This is a genomic window from Streptomyces tardus, from assembly GCF_018101125.2.
GTDB lineage: Bacteria > Actinomycetota > Actinomycetes > Streptomycetales > Streptomycetaceae > Streptomyces > Streptomyces tardus.
The window spans coordinates 473,045-489,960 of the sequence record NZ_JAELVF020000001.1; the positions used below are offsets into that span (position 1 = coordinate 473,045).

Consider the following 16,916-nt stretch of genomic DNA (forward strand, 5'->3'; position numbering starts at 1 on the left):
ACGTACGGGGCCGACCGGTAACTCCGCCGACCCTCCACAGTTCCGCCCACCGAGTACCCGCTCCCACGCCCCCATCCCGCCCCGACCCACTCCGGCCGGCCCGAGCACAACGGCGGACCCACTCGGCGCTCACTCGCAGACCGCATGCAGACATGACAAAACAGGAACGGGCGGGACCCAGTCGAACTGAGTCCCGCCCGTTCCCGAATGAGTACGAACCCGGTCGAAGCGGCTTTCGCGTCGCTGACCCGGAAGTACCCCCGGCAGGATTCGAACCTGCGCACACGGCTCCGGAGGCCGTTGCTCTATCCCCTGAGCTACGGGGGCGCTGTCACCTTGCGGCGACGGGTAGAACACTACCAGCTTCCGGACGGTGCCCAGCACCGGGTTTTGCGTGGTGGGGGCGCCGTCCGGAAGCGGTGGGACGGTCAGGCCGCGGCGTCGCGGAACTCGTCGAGGACCTTCATCAGCCGGTCCGCCTGGGGCTGGAGTTGGATGCTCTTGGCTTCGGTGCCGACCTGCGCCGGGTCACTGTGGATGACCGAGATCAGGATCTCGCCCTCGGCCCATACGCAGGTGGGGAGTTGGACCTGCACGGAGGACTGGGTCTGGGTGACCACCTGGCAGGTGACGGGCGAGTCCGAGTCGTCGACGTCGAAGTCCTTGGGCTGCACCGTGATCTTGGCGCCCGCGCCGGAGCCGGTGCCCTGGAGGAACTCGCGCTTGGCGACAGCAGTGTTGCCGAGGTTGCCCTCGTACGCGGCGACCACGAGGGTGTCGCCGCCGCCTGCGGCGAAGGTGCCTCCGAGACCGGTGACGTCCTCGGAGGGCGCCTCCCGCTGGAACTGGTCGGACATGTCCTGGAGCATTCGGTACTCGCGGTCCAGGAGCGTCTTCGGCAGGCCCAGCTCCTTGGCGCCGGGCTCCTTGTCCGGGGTGGCGTCCGTGTCGTCGGAGTCGTCCTCGGCGTCCGCGTCGTCGGACGCGTCGTCGGAGGGGGTGACCTCGCTCGACTCGCTGGCCTTGGCGTCCTTGCCCTCGTCGTCGGGGTCGTCGAGGACGAAGAAGGTCACCGCGACCGCGAGGACAACGACCGCGACACAGGCCGCGATGACGGCGATCAGCGGGCCCTTGCCCTTGCCACCTTCGGGCTGCTGGGGCCCTGGCGGGTACGGGCCCTGCGGCGGACCGCCCCAGGGGCCGCCCGGGCCGCCGGGGCCGCCCGGACCGGTCGGCCCGCCCGGCGGCGGCGAGCCGTACGGCTGCTGCGGCGCCCCGTAGGGCGGCTGGGGTCCTCCGGCGGGCGGCTGCTGCGGCGGACCGCCGAACTGCGGCCCTCCCGGGCCCTGTTGCGGTGGCGGCGGGAACGGGGGCGTCGTCATCGTGAGTCCTCGGACCTGTGTGGCGTTCTGTCGAACGTGGGTGCGGACGCCCATCCTGCTACATGTCGCCCAACTCCCGAACTGCGGGTGCACAGCCGTACGACCCTTCCGGGAACGCACAGAGCCGGCGGACACGTCCGGGCCGGGCCCCGCGGAAGCGGCGCAGGACCGGCGCCGACCCGGCCGACACGGATCCCGCACCGGCCGGCACAGCGACGGTTTCAGCAGCCCGACCCCGGGATCGGGCTGCTGAACCCGGGCACGGGCTGTGTTCGGGCTACCGGATCCGGAACGGCCCCGTGCCCGTGCGACGCCGCCGGGGAGGCGACCGGGGAAGCAGCCGGGGGGCGACTCTGCGCCGCAGGTCCGGCCACCACCAAGTACCCGGCCTCCACCGACCGTTGGGCCCCTCCGGGCAGGGCCGGCACATCGGCGTCCACAACAAGTCGCGTCCGGGGGATTGACGGACTTGCTGACGCGCAGTCTCATAAAGCGGGTGAGCTTGCCGACCGCCCGGCGGCCGTCCGCCCGCCGCGGCCCGGCCCTGCGGCCCGTCCACGTCAGCGAGGTGCCATGACCACTACCCCTCAGCCCGCACCGGGATCCGCCGAGGCGCTGCGCGACGCGCTGGGGCTGCTCAAGGACCGCGAGCAGGTCGCCGAGCGCCTGCTGGAGTCCTCCCGCCGCCACTCCTTCGACGCGGACAAGGAGTTGGACTGGGAGGCTCCGATGCCCGCGGACAAGTGGTTCTGGCCGCCGGAGCTGGTCTCGCTCTATGACACCCCGCTGTGGCGGCGGATGTCGCAGGAGCAGCGGATGGAGCTGGCCCGTCACGAGGCCGCCGCGCTGGCGTCGCTGGGCATCTGGTTCGAGATCATCCTGATGCAGCTGCTGGTGCGGCACATCTACGACAAGTCGTTGACGAGTTCCCATGTGCGGTACGCGCTCACCGAGATCGCCGACGAGTGCCGTCACTCGATGATGTTCGCGCGCATGATCACCCACAGCGGTACGCCCGCATACCCGGTCTCGCGACTGAACCACAATCTGGCGCGGGTCCTCAAGACCGTCTCGACCACGCCCGGTTCGTTCGCCTGCACACTGCTCGGCGAAGAGGTGCTGGACTGGATGCAGCGGCTGACCTTCCCGGACGAGCGCGTCCAGCCGCTGGTGCGCGGCGTGACGCGCATCCACGTGGTGGAGGAGGCGCGGCATGTGCGGTACGCGCGGGAGGAGTTGCGGCGCCAGATGGTGACCGCGCCGCGCTGGCAGCAGGAGATGACGAGAATCAGCTGCGGCGAGGCGGCCCGCGTCTTCTCCGTCGCGTTCGTCAATCCGCAGGTCTACACGAACGTGGGGCTCGACCGTCGCGAGGCCGTGGCGCAGGTGAAGGCGAGCGGCCATCGCCGCGAGGTGATGCAGGCAGGGGCGAAACGGCTCACGGACTTCCTCGACGACGTCGGCATCCTGCGCGGCGTCGGTCGGCGGATGTGGAAGAGCAGCGGCCTCCTGGCCTGAGCGGGGCCTCGGGGCCGGACCCCCGTCCCGGCCACGTCCCGGCCGTCGGTCCGCGCGCCCGGTTCCGTGCGATGACGTCGGTATCTGACCCCCGGTACGGACCAGGGTGCGGTTACGCTGCCTGGCATGACCGTCCCGGCGTACCGAAGACTGAGCGTGGAAGAACGACGCAGCCAACTGCTCTCCACGGCGCTCAACCTGTTCTCCGGCCAGGCGCCGGAGGAGGTCTCGCTGGAGGACGTGGCCGCCGCGGCGGGGGTGTCCAGGCCGCTCGTCTACCGCTACTTCCCCGGCGGCAAGCAGCAGTTGTACGAGGCGGCGCTGCGCAGCGCCGCCGACGAGTTGGAGACGTGTTTCAACGAGCCGAAGGTCGGTTCGCTGACCGAGAGGCTGCAACGCGCACTCGGGCGCTATCTGTTGTTCATCGACGAGCACGACGCGGGGTTCAGCGCCCTGCTGCGCGGCGGAAGCGTGGTGGAGACCTCCAGCACGAGCGCCATAGTCGACGAGGTGCGCCGGCAGGCGGCCGTGCAGATTCTTTCGCATCTGGAGGTGTCCGATCCCGGCCCGCTGCTGAGCACGGCCGTGCGGACGTGGATCTCCTCCGTCGAGGCCGCCTCCCTGATCTGGCTGGACGGTGGCCGCCCGATGCCCCGCGAGGAGCTGCGGGACTGGCTCATCGACCAGCTGATGTGCACGCTGGTGACGACCGGTTCTCGGGACGAACAGGCCGCCGCCTGCATCGAGTTGGCCGTCGACCTGGAGGAGCCCGGCGGTCCGCTCGCGCAGCTCGCCCACCGGGTCCTCCCGGTCGTGACGCCGGCCGCGCGCCTACTGTGAGCGGGCGGCGATGAGGAGCGAGGACACACGGTTCGAGGGCGGCCCGATGGACGGGCGCGTACTGCCCGTGCTGGTCGGCGCGACGGGCAGACCACCCACGGTCTACGAGCTGCCGGTGCCGGACCCGGACGGCGGCGAGCCCACGGTGTACATCTACCGGCTGGAGCCGGCGACGGTCACGCCCCGGCTGCGGCTGCCGCGCGATTTCCGGTACGTCTACGTCCCGGAGGGCCGGCCGCGCCGCTTCCGCTGGCCCTGGTCCCGGATGGACTGACCCGGCCCGGGCCCGACCGTTGCCCGGCCGTTCCCGGACAGGCCGTTCCCGGACAGGCCGGCCCCGGAACGAGCGGCCCGGGAGGGCGGCCCCGGAGAGGCGGGCCGGGTGAGGCCCCGGGTCGGGGTCGGAGGTGCGGTCCTCGCCGTCGGCACCGGAGGACGGGCGCCATCGGGTGAGCGGGCGAGCGGTTCGGCCCAATCCGAGCAGAAAATACGACAACTCTGGCGTCGCCCCTGTCACGATCACCGGCGTGACCGGAGGTGATGACGTGTCAGCGAGCAGAGCGACCAGTGCGGCCACCGGCCGACGTCGGGACGAAGGCGCGGTCGGCCCGTGCGCGGCCCGGTGCGGTACGGGCTGCGAGCACGGCCCCGCACACGAGCACAGCTGCCCACACGGCCCGGAACCCGACCGTGCGTACGGCCCGCAACCCGTACACGGCCCCGGCCCCGCGCACGAGCCCGGCCCCGCGTGCAACTGCGGGTACGGCCGCGGGCGCCGGGGCGAGGCGCGGGCAGGGCGTCGGCTGCGTGGTCGGGGCGGCCGACGGCGTACCGCGGTGGTCGGCGGCGCCGCGGCTTCGATGCTGCTGGCGCTTGTGGCGCACGGCGGCCCGCTGCCCGACCGGGCGCACGCCGCACCGCCGGACCGGCCGGTCGCCGAACTGCCCGACCGGCCGGTCACCGAGCTGCTCGGCGAGCTCCGCCATCGCCACCGGGCGGCCGGCGCCGCCACCCGGGCGTACCACGCCGCGCAGGTGCGGCTGCGTACCCAGCGCGCCAAGGTGGCCCGGCTCGACAAGCAGCTCAGGAGCGCCCGTTCGGATCTGGGCCTGCGCCGGGTGGACGCGGGACGACTGGCCCGTGCGCAGTACCGGGACCGTACGGCCGGCCTCACTCCGTATCTGCGCATGGCGCTCACCGACGATCCCCAACGCGCCTTGGAACAGCGGCACTTGCTGCGCCGCGCGGCCAACGGGCAGGCGCTGGCGCTCAGTCGGCTGAGGGGCGGTGAACAGCGGCTGAGTGCTTCGACTGCGCGCGCCCGCAAGGCACTTGCCCGACAGCGCGCACTCGCCTCCGAGCAGAAGGCGCGGCGGGACACGGTGCGGGACCGGCTCGACTCGGTCGCCGAGCTGCTGGGGTCGTTCAGCGAGCGTGAACGGGCCGAGATGGCGAAACTGAAACCGCAGCGTTCGGGCGGCGGAGGGAAGAAGTTCCTCGCCACCGGACTGCTGCGCGGAAGCTCCACGCCGTCGGCGGCCGGCGGCGCGGCGGTGGAGTTCGCGGTGCGGCAGATCGGCAAGCCCTACCGCTGGGGCGCGACCGGGCCCCGGTCCTTCGACTGCTCGGGGCTCACCAGCAGGGCCTGGTCCGCGGCGGCCGAGGACGGCACACCCGCGGCCCGCGGGAGGACGGCTGCCGGGGCGGTGCCGCGCACCAGCCAGGAGCAGTGGCGGGCGCTGACCAGGATCGAACTCTCCCAACTGCGCCCCGGGGATCTGGTGGTCTACTTCGAGGACGCCTCACATGTGGCGCTCTACCTCGGGAAGGGGCAGGTGGTGCACGCACCGCGCCCCGGCAGCAGGGTGAAGGTCTCACCGGTCGCGGCGAACCCGGTGCTCGGCGCCGTACGGCCCGATCCGCACGCCGCCGCGCTCGACCGTTACACGCCTCCGACGCTGCCGAAGGGCGCCACCGACGGCGACGACACCGGCCACTCGGGGGCCGCCGCACCCTGAGCGACGGCCCCCGGCCGTGGTGGCGGCGGGAGACCCCGCCACCGCCGCCACCGCCGCCACCGCCGCCACCGCCGCTGCGGCGTTCACCGACGGGGCATCAACTCGCTTTGTACAGGCGGCTTTTGTACGTGCTGGTCTTCCTCGGCGAGGCTCAGCTGTCGGCGGGCCCTGCGGCGGCAGTTGCCTCCGCGAGGAAGGCGTTCGCCTTCTCGGGCTCGAAGAAGTAGTCCTCGAGGTCGCTGGGGTCGTCGAAACCGTTCACGAAGCGGTCGGCTATCTGCTGCGACTGCCCTGCTGCGCCAATGATGTTGAGCACGTGCTCGGGGGGCGGGGCGAGCATGGCGTTGGTCCAGCGGGTGGTGTGCCGGACGCTCTCCCAGTTGCGGTCGAAGGTGGCCTGCATCCACTCCTCGTCGAACGGGCGGTCCCCGTGCTCGAGGATCGAGTCCAGATACGTGGCGGCGCATTTGGAGGCGGAGTTGGAACCCTGGCCGGTGATCGGGTCGTTGGCCACCACCACGTCGGCCACACCGAGCACGGCGCCGCCCCCGGGCAGCCTGCCGATCGGCTTGCGCACGGTGGGCGCGTAGCGGCCCGCGAGGGTGCCGCCGGCGTCGGTGAGCTCCACCTTGGTCGCGCGGGCGTACTCCCACGGGAGGAAGCGCTCCATCAACTCCAGTGTGGTGGCGAGGTGTTCGGCCGGATCGCGGATGTCCTGGAAGACATCGAGCGGGCCGCCGGGTATGCCCTCCCAGAAGAGGATGTCGCAGCGGCCGTTGTTGGTGAGCGAGGGCATGATGAACAGCTCCCCCACCCCCGGCACCAGGTTGCAGCGCACCGCCTCGGTCTCCGGGTGCTCGGGACGCGGCCCGAGTCCGTTGACGTAGGAGACGGCGAGCGCACGCTGGGGAGCGTCGTAGGGGGACCGTTCACCGTCCCGGGCGAACATCGACACCAGCTCGCCCTTCCCGGCCGCCACCAGGACCAGATCGTAGGTGCGGGCGAAGAAGTCGAGGTCGGAGACGGCGGCACCGTGGATGACGAGTTGGCCGCCGCGCTGGGCGAAGGTCTCCAGCCAGCCGGCCATCTTGACCCGCTGGTCGACGGACTGGGCGAAACCCTTCAGACGTCCCAGCCAGTCGATCGGCCGGGAACCGTCGGGGCCGGCCACCGAGATGCCGACACCCTCGATCTTCGGCGCCTGGTTCTGCCAGAAGTTGATCTCCAGATCGCGCTCGTGGGAGAGCGCCCGGTCGAACATGCACTGCGTCGACATCACCCGCCCGCCGCGGATCTCGTCGGGCGTGCGGTTCGACATCACCGTCACCTCGTACCCCTGCGACTGCAGGCCCAGGGCGAGTTGGAGACCGGACTGGCCGGCCCCGACGATCAGTATCTTGCGCATGGTTCACGCTCCTCGGTGGCATCGGACGCGGACCCGCGCCCGACCTAGATGATCCAACGTCAGTTCGAGTGACGGTAGTCGGGTGAGCGCACAGCGTTCGCCAGGCAGCAGGCAGCAGGCGGCAGGCGGCAGGCGGCAGGCGGCAGGGTGAACTGTGGCAGGCACGGCGGGCCCTGGCGGGACGGGCCCGGGTGCGGGGCGGCTGCGGCCACCGTGCGCCCGGCCTCGTGCACCGGCAGCCGCGCCGCGCCGACACCAACCGGCAGGCAGCCGGCGGAGGTTGGGCCGGACGATGCCCCGGCGGTGACGCGATCGCGACCGCGGGGCGCTCGTCCGGCCCCGTCACGCAGGGCTGAGTTCGACGGCGTGGCCCACCAGTTCGGTGAGCGAGGCGAGCGCCGATTCGCGCTCCCGGGCATCCACTACCACGATCGGCACCCGCGGGGGCACCGACAGCGCCTCGCGCACGTCCTCCGGCTCGTACCGCGTCGTCCCCTCGAAGTGGTTGACCGCCACGATGTACGGCAGTCCGCAGCTCTCGAAGTAGTCGAGCGCGGGGAAGCAGTCCTCCAGGCGGCGGGTGTCGGCCAGCACGATGGCGCCGATCGCGCCGCGCACCAGGTCGTCCCACATGAACCAGAAGCGGCGCTGGCCCGGCGTGCCGAAGAGGTAGAGCACCAGGCCGGCGTCCAGGGTGATCCGGCCGAAGTCCATGGCGACCGTGGTCGTCGTCTTCTCCGGCGTGGCCGCGAGATCGTCGGTGCCCTCGCTGGCCTGCGTCATCACCGCCTCGGTGACCAGCGGTTCGATCTCGGACACCGCGCCGACGAGCGTCGTCTTCCCGACACCGAAGCCGCCGGCCACCACTATCTTGGTGGCGATCGGTGCTCTGCCGGTGTCCTGCTGCCATGCCTGCGTCACGTTGTCGTCAGAGCCGGCGTAGACCATCCAGCACCCTCTCCAGCAATGCGCGGTCGGGACGGCCCGTGGCTTCCCGACCGGTTCCGTACACCCGAATCCGCCCCTGGTCCGCCAGATCGCTCAGCAGGACCCGTACGACACCGAGCGGCATCCGCAGCAGCGCGGCGATCTCGGCGACCGTGCGCATCTGGCGGCAGAGCTCGATGATCGCCCGCATTTCCGGCATCACCCGGTCGCGGTGCCCGGAGGACCCGCGGCCGGGCAACTCGCCGCGCTCCGGGGGCGCTTGGAGCGCGGGCGGCTCCACGGCGGCGACGAAGGTCTCCACCAGCAGCACATGGCCGAAGCGCGTGCGCCCGCCGGTGATGCTGTAGGGCCGCACCCGCGCCGGTTTGCGGTCGGCGGCGGTTCGGCTGGGCAAGGGAGGGTTCGCGTTCACTGTTCCTGCTCCATCGACAGTCGCAGTTCATTACGGAGTTCGGGAGTGAGTACGTGGCCGGCCCGGCCGACGAAGAGCGCCATGTGGTAGCCGATCGTGCTCATGTCGCAGTCTGCCGCGGCGTGTACGCCGAGAAGAGATCCGTCGCTGATGGCCATGACGAAGACGGTGCCGTAGTCCATCGCGACCATGGTCTGCCTCACCTCGCCGCCGTCCATCAGACCCGCGGCGCCGCTGGTGAGCGAGGCGAGGCCGGAGATGATCGTCGCCAGATCGGCGCTCGCACCGCGCGGCCCGCGTTCGCTGCCGGCCTGCTCGGTACCGGCGTCGGTGTCCGAGCTGAGAAGCAGCAGACCGTCCGACGAGACGACCGCGACCGAGCGGATACCGGGAACCTCCTCCATCAGGTTCGGCAGCAGCCAGCGCAGGCTGTCCGCCTTTCCTGCGGTGGTGCCCGCTGGTTGTGCGGCGCTCGACGCGTTCACTTACGTGCCTCCTCGGCGGTTTGGCTCACTTCGTCCGCCCCCGACTGGTGGTTCCCGTGGTCACGTGTGGTGTGGTCGTCGCCATTCTCTGTCGGCCCGGTCACGGCCGTGCTGTCGGTGCCGGTCGTGTCGGTGCCGGTGTCTGTGCCGGTCGTGTTGGTGCCGGTCGTGTCGGTCTCGTACGTGTCGGTGTCGCTCGTGGCGCGGGCGGTGGTGGCGGTGGCATCGGCGGGCGTGGCACCGGTGCCGGTTCCGTCGGTGCTCGGACGCCCACCGGCACCGGAGCTCGGCGTGCCCGGCGAACTGCCGCGGGCGGCCTCGCTCTTGTCTTCAGCGGCAAGCAGGGCTGCCGCGTCACTCTGTCCCCGCTGGGTGCCCGAACGGAAGCCGCTGATGCGCCTTCGCAGTTCGTCGGCCCGGTCGTCGCCGACCCGCGGCGCCGGTACAGCGGACGCCGGCGGCGGCACCGGGTTGACGTGCGGGGTTCGTTTGGCCAACCCCAGCGCAGTACGCGGCAGTCGGTCCGCTGCCGGGGCTTCCCCGACGCCGCTGCCGGACTCCGGGTCGGAGTCGGCGTTGGAGTCGGACTCGGCGTCGGAGTCGGAGTCGGAGTCGGTTCCCGAGCCGGGGCCAGTGTCGGGTCCCGAGGCGGAGTCGGCCGCCGGGCTCTCCCGCGGGGCCGCCTCGGGGCGGGTGTCCGGGCCTTCGGGATGCACGACCGGCTGGGCGCCGGCAGCGTCCGAAGTCGCCCCGGTGTACGGGGTTTCGGTTTCGCCCTCGGCCTCGTCCGCGGTGCCGTCCGCGATCGCGGCGCCCTCGGCCGTGCTTCCGCCCTCGGCCGTCCCGACCTCTCCTGCCGACTCGGCCGGGTGACTGGCCTCTATGTCATGGTCGGCGGAGCGGGACTCGCTCGGAGCAGTGCCCGGGGCCGCGTCACCGGCGTGAGCGGCCGGAACCCCGGAGTCGACCGGCTCCTGCGCCGCCACCTCCGGCTCGGCGCCCTCACGATCGGCTTCCGACCGTGCGACGCCCTCGACGGACTCGGCATCCCCGGCGGACTCGGCGGGTTCGGCGGGTTCGGCGGGTTCGGCGGGTCCGCTCTCCGCCGGGTCCGCGTCCGCGTCCGGCGTGCGCTCCTCCGCGGACGCGCTCGCCTCGCGGACCACCAGCGGACGGCCTCGACGCGCGGGCAGCGTGTGGGAGTTGGCCTCGGCCTCGGTGCCCGGCAACGACTGGCCGCCGACGGCTCCGGTCGTCGTCGGAGCGATCCGTCCGGGGGTCGGGCGGTCGGGCAGCAGCGCACGCGGCAGGACGACGACCGCCGTCACTCCGCCCTGCTTCTGGACCCTCAACTGCACCCGGATTCCGTGTCGTTCGGCCAGCTTGGCCACGACGTACAGTCCGACGCCGAGCGCGCCCCCGCCGTCGGCGGTCGGCGGGTCCTGCTTCTCGGGCTCGCTCAGCCGTTCGTTGAGCGTGGTGAGCCGCTCGGCTGTCATGCCGATCCCGGTGTCGGCGACCGAGAGCATCAGCTCTCCGTTCTCCAACATCCAGCCGGAGACCTGGACTTCGGACTCGGGCGGGGAGAAGGCAGTGGCGTTGTCGAGAAGTTCGGCGATCAGGTGGCTGACGTCGTCCGCGGCGAAGCCCGCCACCTGGATGTGTGGCGGAGTCGTGGCGAGCTCGACGCGCTCGTAGCGCTCTATCTCACTGATCGCGGCCCGCACCACGTCGAGCAGCGACACCGGTTCGGGGTGCTGGTGCGTGGCGTGCTCGGCTCCGGCGAGGAGCAGCAGGTTCTCGCCGTGCCTGCGCATCCGGGTGGCGAGGTGGTCGAGGCTGAAGAGCGTCGAAAGGCGGGCCGGCTCGTGCTCGCGCTCCTCCAGAGCCTCCAGCTGGCTCAGCTGTCGCTCGGCAAGGCTCAGATTGCGCAGTGCCAGCTGGACGAACGCGCCGTGCACGGCGCCGTCCAACTCGGCCAGCCGTGCCTCGAGTTCGGCGGTGCGGGTGCGCAGCGCCTCCCGGTCGGCGGCGAGCTTCTTGCGTCCGGCGGCCTGGCGCACCGCGTCCGCCTCGGCCTTCTCGGCACGTTCGCGCAGCTCCGCGGTGACTTCGCAGACCTGGTTGAGGGAGCGTACGACTTCGGCGAACTCGTCGTTCCTGCCGGTGAACCGCACCTCGGGCTCGTTCGCCGGGTCGCCGGCCAGACGTGCCGCACCGAGCCGGAGGACCGCCAGCGGCCTGGTCATCGAACGGGCGCTGTACACGCCGGCGGCAATCGCCAGCAACAGCACTCCGCCCACCCAGACGAAGCCCAGCTGGAGCGCGGTCACATCGTCGTCGCGCAGCGTCTCCAGCCGCTCGACCTCCTCGCCCGCGAGTGAGGAGTGGACACTGCGCATCCGGTCCACCCGGGCCGTCAGATTGGTCTCGACCCGGTCGGCGCTGACCCGCTGGGCGGCCTCGCTCAGGCGGGAGTTCGCGGTCAGCCGGTCGAGGTACCGCTCGGCGGTGGTGACCTCGCTGCCGGTCACGGTGGTGCTCAGCCGCTCACGGGTGTCCTCGTGCGCGGCCTGCTCGAAGTCGGCGTCGGCGGCCTGCTCGCGCACCCGGGCCTGCTGGGCGGCGGCGGTGAGCGCCGGCTGCGGGCCGCCCGCGGTGAGCGCTGCCAGCAGCAGCCCCCTGGTCGCCGCGGCCTGTTCGACTCCGCGTCCGAGGTAGGGCAGGGCGTGCGGGTCGGCCGGGTCGGAGTCCTCGGTCGCCCTGGGCGGAAGGTCGCGGGCGGTGTCCTCGGTGAGTCCGCCCAGCGCCTGAATGGCGTCGGTGTACGCGGCGTGCACGGTCAGCACGGAGTCCGCGCTGCCGTTGGCGCCGCGGGCCTGCCGTCGCTGGCCGGGGACGGCGTCGACGAGTTCGGCCACCTCGTCGGGGAGTTCGGCCTGCAACTCGCGGACCCGGCTGTCGACCTGCTTCTCCAGCGGGCCGACGTCGACGGGCTCGGCGGGCGGCTCCTCGGCCGGCTGCTCGCCCGGGAGCCCGGTCGGGGGCTCGGGATCGGCGGTGGCGCCCTTGGCGGCCAGACGCCGCACCTGGGCATCGCGCTCGTCCGCCAGCGCGTGGGCCAGTGATACGGCCCGTTTGCCGGTTTCGGCGCGTTCGACCAGCCCCTGTGACTCGGACAGGTCCGAGGAGGCGGCTATCAGCATCGGCGTGCCCGCGGCGAGAACCGCGAGGGTGCCGATGAGGACGCAGACCAGAAGCCGGTTCCGTACCCGTGCGCGCCGTGTTCGGCCGCCGGTGGGCTGGTCCTGCTGGTGCTGGCTGCTTTCGCGGAGTCGCTTAGTCCCCACCCGTGCTCGCATTCTCGCTACCGCGGACTGGCGGGTGCGCCAGCCGACGACCATCAGTTGAGCGGCAGTTGTGCGGCATCAGTGCGGCCCCGCCTCACCCGCGGCGCATCGACCTGCCAGGCCGCCCGAGGTCTTCTGTGAGACCGCAGCCTTTCAAGCGCCGAGAGGAGGTGGACGGACTTCGCTCGCCGCGCCACCTGAAGGAGTGAACATCACTCAGGAGCGGCAGAACAACCCGGGGAGAGCGGTGTCGGACATCGGTGTCGGCCGGGGGTTGGAAGCACGCCCGGCGCATGGCAAGATGCTCGCCCCCCGCGGTGCGAATGCCCCAATTCCGGTGAATCCGCACCGCGTCGACCACTCGAGCGCCCTCGGCACGGCGCGCCCCGTACCGATGTTTTCCGGCCACCGCCGGAGTTCGCGCGAGCTCCGGCAGACTGCCGTCATGCGAATGGAACTGGCCACCGAGCCCGGCCTCCCGCACGCCGCCAGCGAGGACTACGCGGCCATGGCCGCACCCGCCTCAGGACTGGGTGGCGCGCTCGTGCTCCTGGACGGCGTCACCCCTCCCACAGCCCCCGACGGATGTATCCACGGAGTGCCGTGGTTCGTGGCGAACCTCGGCGGCGCGCTTCTCGAACTGACCGTTTCCCGGCGCGATCTGACGCTCCCCCAGTGCCTGGCCGACGCCATCTCCCGTACCGCAGAGGTTCATCGCGAAACCTGTGACCTTTCTCACCAACGCACCCCGCAGGCGACTGTCGTCCTCGTTCGCTGGGGAGCCGACGCACGCCCGCCCGTCGCCCGACGCGAACCGGTGACGGCACCCGTACCGCCGCCGGACGCGACCGTCGGCTCCGACCCCGCGGCCGGTGCTGCCGCATCCCCCGGCCACGGTCCCGAACCGGCAGCCGAAGGAGCCGCCGGGTTGCTGGAGTACCTGGTGCTCTCCGACTCGGTCCTCCTGCTGGAGTCCTTCGGGGGCCGGGTCAGCGCCGTGCGGGAGGCTTCCCTGGACGAGGTGCGGCGACGAGCCCGTAGCCGGCCGCGCGCCGAACGCGCCGCGTACATCGAGTCGTTGCGCAACGCCGAGGACGGCTTCCACACCGCCGCGGCCGATCCCGCGGTCGTCTCCCGCGCGGTGACCGGCTCGTTGCCGTTCGACCGGGTCCGCTCGCTGCTCGCGCTCACCGACGGGGCGAGCCGGTGGACCGAGGTCTTCGAGCGCGGCGACTGGGGCGAACTCCTCGCCCGGGTACGCGCCGCCGGGCCCGGTGCGCTCCTGGAGGAGGTGCGTACGGCGGAGCGGGCCGACCCGCTGGGCGAGCGCCATCCGCGCGGCAAGGCCCACGACGACGCGACGGCCGTCTATCTGGCGCGCTGAACGGCCGAGCCGACCGCGGGCATCGCCCACTTCGCCCCATGTCGCCCCGCGGAGACGTCGCTGCTCAGTGGAGGGCGGGCTGCGGACCGGGCGCGTCCCGGACCGGGCGCCTCAGACCCCGGGACTGCGGACCGGGCGCCTCAGACCCCGGGACTGCGGACCGGGCGCCTCGGACCCCGGGCTCTCGGCCTCGACGGGGTCGGAGCGCGGGGACGTCATCCCTCGGCGTCCGGCGGGGTGTTGAAGCGGTGCAGCAGTCTGGCCAGCTCCGCCACGTCCCCCCGGTCCCAACCGGCGAGCCGGGCGACGAAGGTCTCGCGGCGGGCCTGCCGGACGACGGTGAAGCGCGCCCGGCCCTCCTCGGTCAGCTCGACCAGGGAGGCGCGGCCGTCGTCCGGGTCGGGGGCCCGCACAACGAGCCCGAGACCTTCCAGCGCGCGGAGCTGACGGCTCATCGTCGCCTTGCCGACGCCGAAGAAGGCCGCGAGGTCGGTGGCCCGCTGGGCGCCGGCGTCGTCCAGCCGCATCATCAGTCCGTACGCGGCCGGTTCGAGTTCGGGGTGCACCTCGCGGGCGAGCCCGCCGGAGGCCGCCCGAGCCCGGCGCAGGAAGACCGACAACTCCCGTTCGAGGTCGAGGAGTTCCGGATGGAGCCGACCGGCGGTCGCCGCCGGCCGCCTCGGCACGGTCTCGGAATGCGGCCCGTCCTCGGTCATGCCCGTCCTCGCCTTCCGGATACGCGAAGTGCTCATCGGCTGCACAGTGCCACCGCGCAGCGCCCTTCGGCCGCCGAACCGGCCCCACCACCCGGCGGGATGCGGTGCCCAAATCGGTTCCCGCGTCCGGCGACGCCTTTCGTCGGCTGAAAGTTTCCCGGCGAAGTGCCCGTATCCGCAGCTTTTCCAGTCTTTCGCAGGAGTAGACCATAGGCGGTGCCCGAAGCCCCTTCCGGCCCGAGTTCTACGCGCGTACGGTCGGGGCCCCCGGGACGGGCGCCGCACGCGGCCCCCGCGTCGGGGCCGCAGTTCGACGCACGCGGTGACCGCCTCCCCGCACACCGCGTGCCTCAACTCCGAGAGCCAACGGGGGAAGTACCGGTCCGCTCCTGGCGGCAGCCGACCGGTGCTGACGAGAAGCGCCCCGCCGAACCGGGTGAGCGGTTCGGCGGGGCGCTTCGTCGTGTGTCCGGCGCCGCGGACACAGCGCCGCGGGCACGGCCTCGCGGACACAGCGCCGCGGACACGGCGTCATGGAGACAGGTCACGGGCCCGGCACCGGGAGCCGGGGAGCGACGCGGTACGAACCGGCGAGCGGCTCGCTACGCGCCGGCGCCGCCGGGCTGGGCGCGCGGACCCCGCAGCGGGGCCGAGTGACCGCCCACCGCCGAACCCCTGCGCTGGTAGCGGCGCAGCAGCGGCCACAGGGCGATGCCCAGGGCGAAGGCCAGCAGATGGCCCCAGTCGACAACGGGGTCGGTGAGCGTGACCAGGTTGGACAGGACCATCGTCCCGATACCGCCGATCAGCGCCCAGCGCAGCCACACCAGGTGCACCACGCCGGCCAGCGCGGCGGCACAGGCGAGCACGCCGTAGTCGATGCCGTACTCGAACCGGCTGCGCGAGGAGTCCGGCAGCCGGCCGAGCGCGACGGCCGCCGCGACCGTCAACTGCGTGGCGAGCGTGGCGAAGAGGTGCCCGGCGATGAAGACGGCGGCAGTGCGCCAGCCGCCTATGCGCCGCTCCAGGGCGGTCAGCACCAGAACGAAGCCCACGGTGAAGACCGACAGCAGCGCCCCCTTGTAGAAGAGCGCACTTGCGAAGAGCACGAAGAGCGGCTCCTGCGCGAGGTTCTTCACGTCCGCGCTGGAGCCGGCGAGCCAGCGGGTGACCACGGCGGGGTCGCCGAAGGTGATGAAGAGCGTGGTCGCGACCAGCGTCAGCGCGTAGCAGAAGGTGAAGGGCGTGCCGAGCGGGGTCGGGAAGAGCCGGCGTGCCCACACGTGCGGCGGCGGCGCCCCGCCGTCGCCCGAGGAGCCGGTCTGTGGTGCGGAACCGGGGCTCGGGCCCGAGCCGGAGTCGCTCGCCGCGTCCCGGCCGCCGGACGGACGGATGCCGGCGCGACCCTCCTCGCCCGAAGGAGGTCCGTCGGCTGCGGCGCTCTGCGCCTGCCCGCGCTCCGGGGCGTCCCCGGCCGCGGAGTGCGACAGGGTAGCGACTGTGTGCGAACGCGGTGTCCGTACCCAGGTACCCATGTGCCCGGCTCCCTCCGAACTGCGGCGGTCGCTCCTCGTACGGCCGGGGTTCCCGACAGCACGTGAATGTTCCGTACCGATTCAATCACGCCGACCCTGCTCGATGTCAGGGCAGTGCACGGCACTCGCGCACCGTTTGCAGCAGGATGTGCGGATGTCGCTTCCTCCGCCTGCCGGCCCGGGGCCGAAGTACGCAGCCGCCGAGTCCGAAATCCTCGACCGCCGCCACGGACCGTACGGCGAGGTGGCGCTGCGGCGACAGGGCGGACGCCTCCAGATCATCGCCAACGGCTGCTTCCTGATGGACACCTCGGACGGCCGTTCCGAACGCCTGCTGGTGCGCGCGGCCCGCACCGAACTGCTTCGCGTCGGCCCGCCGGCCCGCGCACCCCGGCTGTTGATCGGCGGCCTGGGTGTCGGCTTCTCGCTGATCGAGGCCGCCGCCGAGCCGAGTTGGGGCCGCATCTCGGTCGTCGAACGCGAAGAGGCGGTGATCGACTGGCACCGTTCGGGCCCGCTGGGCAGCCTGTCCGCGCGGGCGCTGGCCGATCCGCGCACCGAACTGCTCCACGCCGACCTGCTCGACCAACTGCGCGGACGGGCCCGGCCGCTGCCGGACGGCGGCTATGACGCGCTCTGCCTCGACATCGACAACGGACCGGACTGGACCGTCACCGAGGGCAACGACGCGCTCTACTCCCCCGCCGGGCTGGCCGCCTGCGCAGCCGCACTCGCACCGGGCGGTGTACTGGCCGTCTGGTCCGCCCGTCCGTCCCCGAACTTCGAGGAAGCTATGCGGAATTCCGGATTCAGCGGGGTTCGCACCGAAGAGGTCGCCGTCGTCCGAGGCGTCCCCGACGCCGTGCACCTCGCAGTCAAACCCGCGTAGATCCTGCGTAGCCGCCGTGGCGGCCCGCCCCTTA

14 protein-coding genes and 1 tRNA gene are annotated in these 16,916 nt (G+C 72.5%); 6 read left to right on the forward strand and 9 right to left on the reverse strand.

Annotation, left to right across the window (positions count from 1 at the left end; genetic code table 11):
* Nucleotides 1–255 precede the first annotated feature (255 nt).
* Nucleotides 256–327, reverse strand: a tRNA-Arg gene (locus JGS22_RS02005).
* Between the two features lie 101 nt (nucleotides 328–428).
* Nucleotides 429–1,382: a hypothetical protein gene (locus JGS22_RS02010; protein WP_211041642.1), complete on the reverse strand. Its 954-nt coding sequence runs from the start codon at nucleotides 1,380–1,382 to the stop codon at nucleotides 429–431.
* A 573-nt stretch (nucleotides 1,383–1,955) separates the two neighbouring features.
* On the opposite strand from JGS22_RS02010, the gene JGS22_RS02015 reads away from it, so the two are divergent.
* The 4 genes from JGS22_RS02015 to JGS22_RS02030 all read left to right on the forward strand — a co-directional run bounded on the left by JGS22_RS02015 (nucleotide 1,956) and on the right by JGS22_RS02030 (nucleotide 5,758).
* A complete protein-coding gene (locus JGS22_RS02015; RefSeq protein ID WP_211041641.1) occupies nucleotides 1,956–2,900 on the forward strand; it encodes an AurF N-oxygenase family protein in 945 nt (314 codons plus the stop codon).
* Between the two features lie 126 nt (nucleotides 2,901–3,026).
* On the forward strand, nucleotides 3,027–3,740 hold the full coding sequence (locus JGS22_RS02020) for a TetR/AcrR family transcriptional regulator (RefSeq protein WP_211041640.1): 714 nt from the start codon (nucleotides 3,027–3,029) through the stop codon (nucleotides 3,738–3,740).
* A gap of 10 nt (nucleotides 3,741–3,750) precedes the next feature.
* Entirely contained in the window at nucleotides 3,751–4,014 is a 264-nt protein-coding gene (locus JGS22_RS02025; protein WP_211041639.1) for a DUF8847 domain-containing protein, read from the forward strand.
* 586 nt (nucleotides 4,015–4,600) lie between these two features.
* On the forward strand, nucleotides 4,601–5,758 hold the full coding sequence (locus JGS22_RS02030; RefSeq protein ID WP_211041638.1) for a C40 family peptidase: 1,158 nt from the start codon (nucleotides 4,601–4,603) through the stop codon (nucleotides 5,756–5,758).
* A gap of 151 nt (nucleotides 5,759–5,909) precedes the next feature.
* On the opposite strand, the gene JGS22_RS02035 is transcribed toward JGS22_RS02030, so the two are convergent.
* The 5 genes from JGS22_RS02035 to JGS22_RS02055 form a co-directional block, all read right to left on the reverse strand.
* Nucleotides 5,910–7,163 (reverse strand): styrene monooxygenase/indole monooxygenase family protein, encoded by a 1,254-nt coding sequence (locus JGS22_RS02035; protein ID WP_211040721.1) that lies wholly within the window; start codon nucleotides 7,161–7,163, stop codon nucleotides 5,910–5,912.
* A gap of 342 nt (nucleotides 7,164–7,505) precedes the next feature.
* Nucleotides 7,506–8,111, reverse strand: a complete 606-nt coding sequence (locus JGS22_RS02040; RefSeq protein ID WP_211040720.1) for a GTP-binding protein — start codon at nucleotides 8,109–8,111, stop codon at nucleotides 7,506–7,508.
* A complete protein-coding gene (locus tag JGS22_RS02045) occupies nucleotides 8,092–8,523 on the reverse strand; it encodes a DUF742 domain-containing protein (RefSeq protein WP_211040719.1) in 432 nt (143 codons plus the stop codon). Before JGS22_RS02045 ends, JGS22_RS02040 begins: the two co-directional genes overlap by 20 nt.
* Nucleotides 8,520–9,008 (reverse strand): roadblock/LC7 domain-containing protein, encoded by a 489-nt coding sequence (locus JGS22_RS02050; protein WP_211040718.1) that lies wholly within the window; start codon nucleotides 9,006–9,008, stop codon nucleotides 8,520–8,522. The genes JGS22_RS02045 and JGS22_RS02050 overlap by 4 nt, the downstream gene beginning before the upstream one ends.
* Nucleotides 9,005–12,358 carry a nitrate- and nitrite sensing domain-containing protein gene (locus tag JGS22_RS02055; protein ID WP_211040717.1) on the reverse strand — a complete coding sequence of 1,118 codons (3,354 nt, stop codon included), beginning with the start codon at nucleotides 12,356–12,358 and terminating at the stop codon, nucleotides 9,005–9,007. The genes JGS22_RS02050 and JGS22_RS02055 overlap by 4 nt, the downstream gene beginning before the upstream one ends.
* A 445-nt stretch (nucleotides 12,359–12,803) precedes the next feature.
* Here JGS22_RS02055 and JGS22_RS02060 point away from each other — a divergent pair, with 445 nt between their 5' ends.
* Nucleotides 12,804–13,742, forward strand: coding sequence for a hypothetical protein (locus JGS22_RS02060; RefSeq protein WP_211040716.1), 939 nt, complete (start codon nucleotides 12,804–12,806; stop codon nucleotides 13,740–13,742).
* A gap of 215 nt (nucleotides 13,743–13,957) precedes the next feature.
* Here the strand turns inward: JGS22_RS02060 and JGS22_RS02065 are convergent, their stop codons facing one another.
* Together JGS22_RS02065 and JGS22_RS02070 are read right to left on the reverse strand one after the other, a co-directional pair.
* Nucleotides 13,958–14,458: a MarR family winged helix-turn-helix transcriptional regulator gene (locus JGS22_RS02065; protein ID WP_211040724.1), complete on the reverse strand. Its 501-nt coding sequence runs from the start codon at nucleotides 14,456–14,458 to the stop codon at nucleotides 13,958–13,960.
* Nucleotides 14,459–15,060: 602 nt separating this feature from the next.
* Nucleotides 15,061–15,993, reverse strand: a complete 933-nt coding sequence (locus JGS22_RS02070; protein ID WP_211040715.1) for a rhomboid-like protein — start codon at nucleotides 15,991–15,993, stop codon at nucleotides 15,061–15,063.
* Nucleotides 15,994–16,147: 154 nt separating this feature from the next.
* Between JGS22_RS02070 and JGS22_RS02075 the strand changes: the two genes are divergently transcribed.
* Entirely contained in the window at nucleotides 16,148–16,882 is a 735-nt protein-coding gene (locus tag JGS22_RS02075; protein ID WP_211040714.1) for a spermidine synthase family protein, read from the forward strand.
* Nucleotides 16,883–16,916 lie beyond the last annotated feature (34 nt).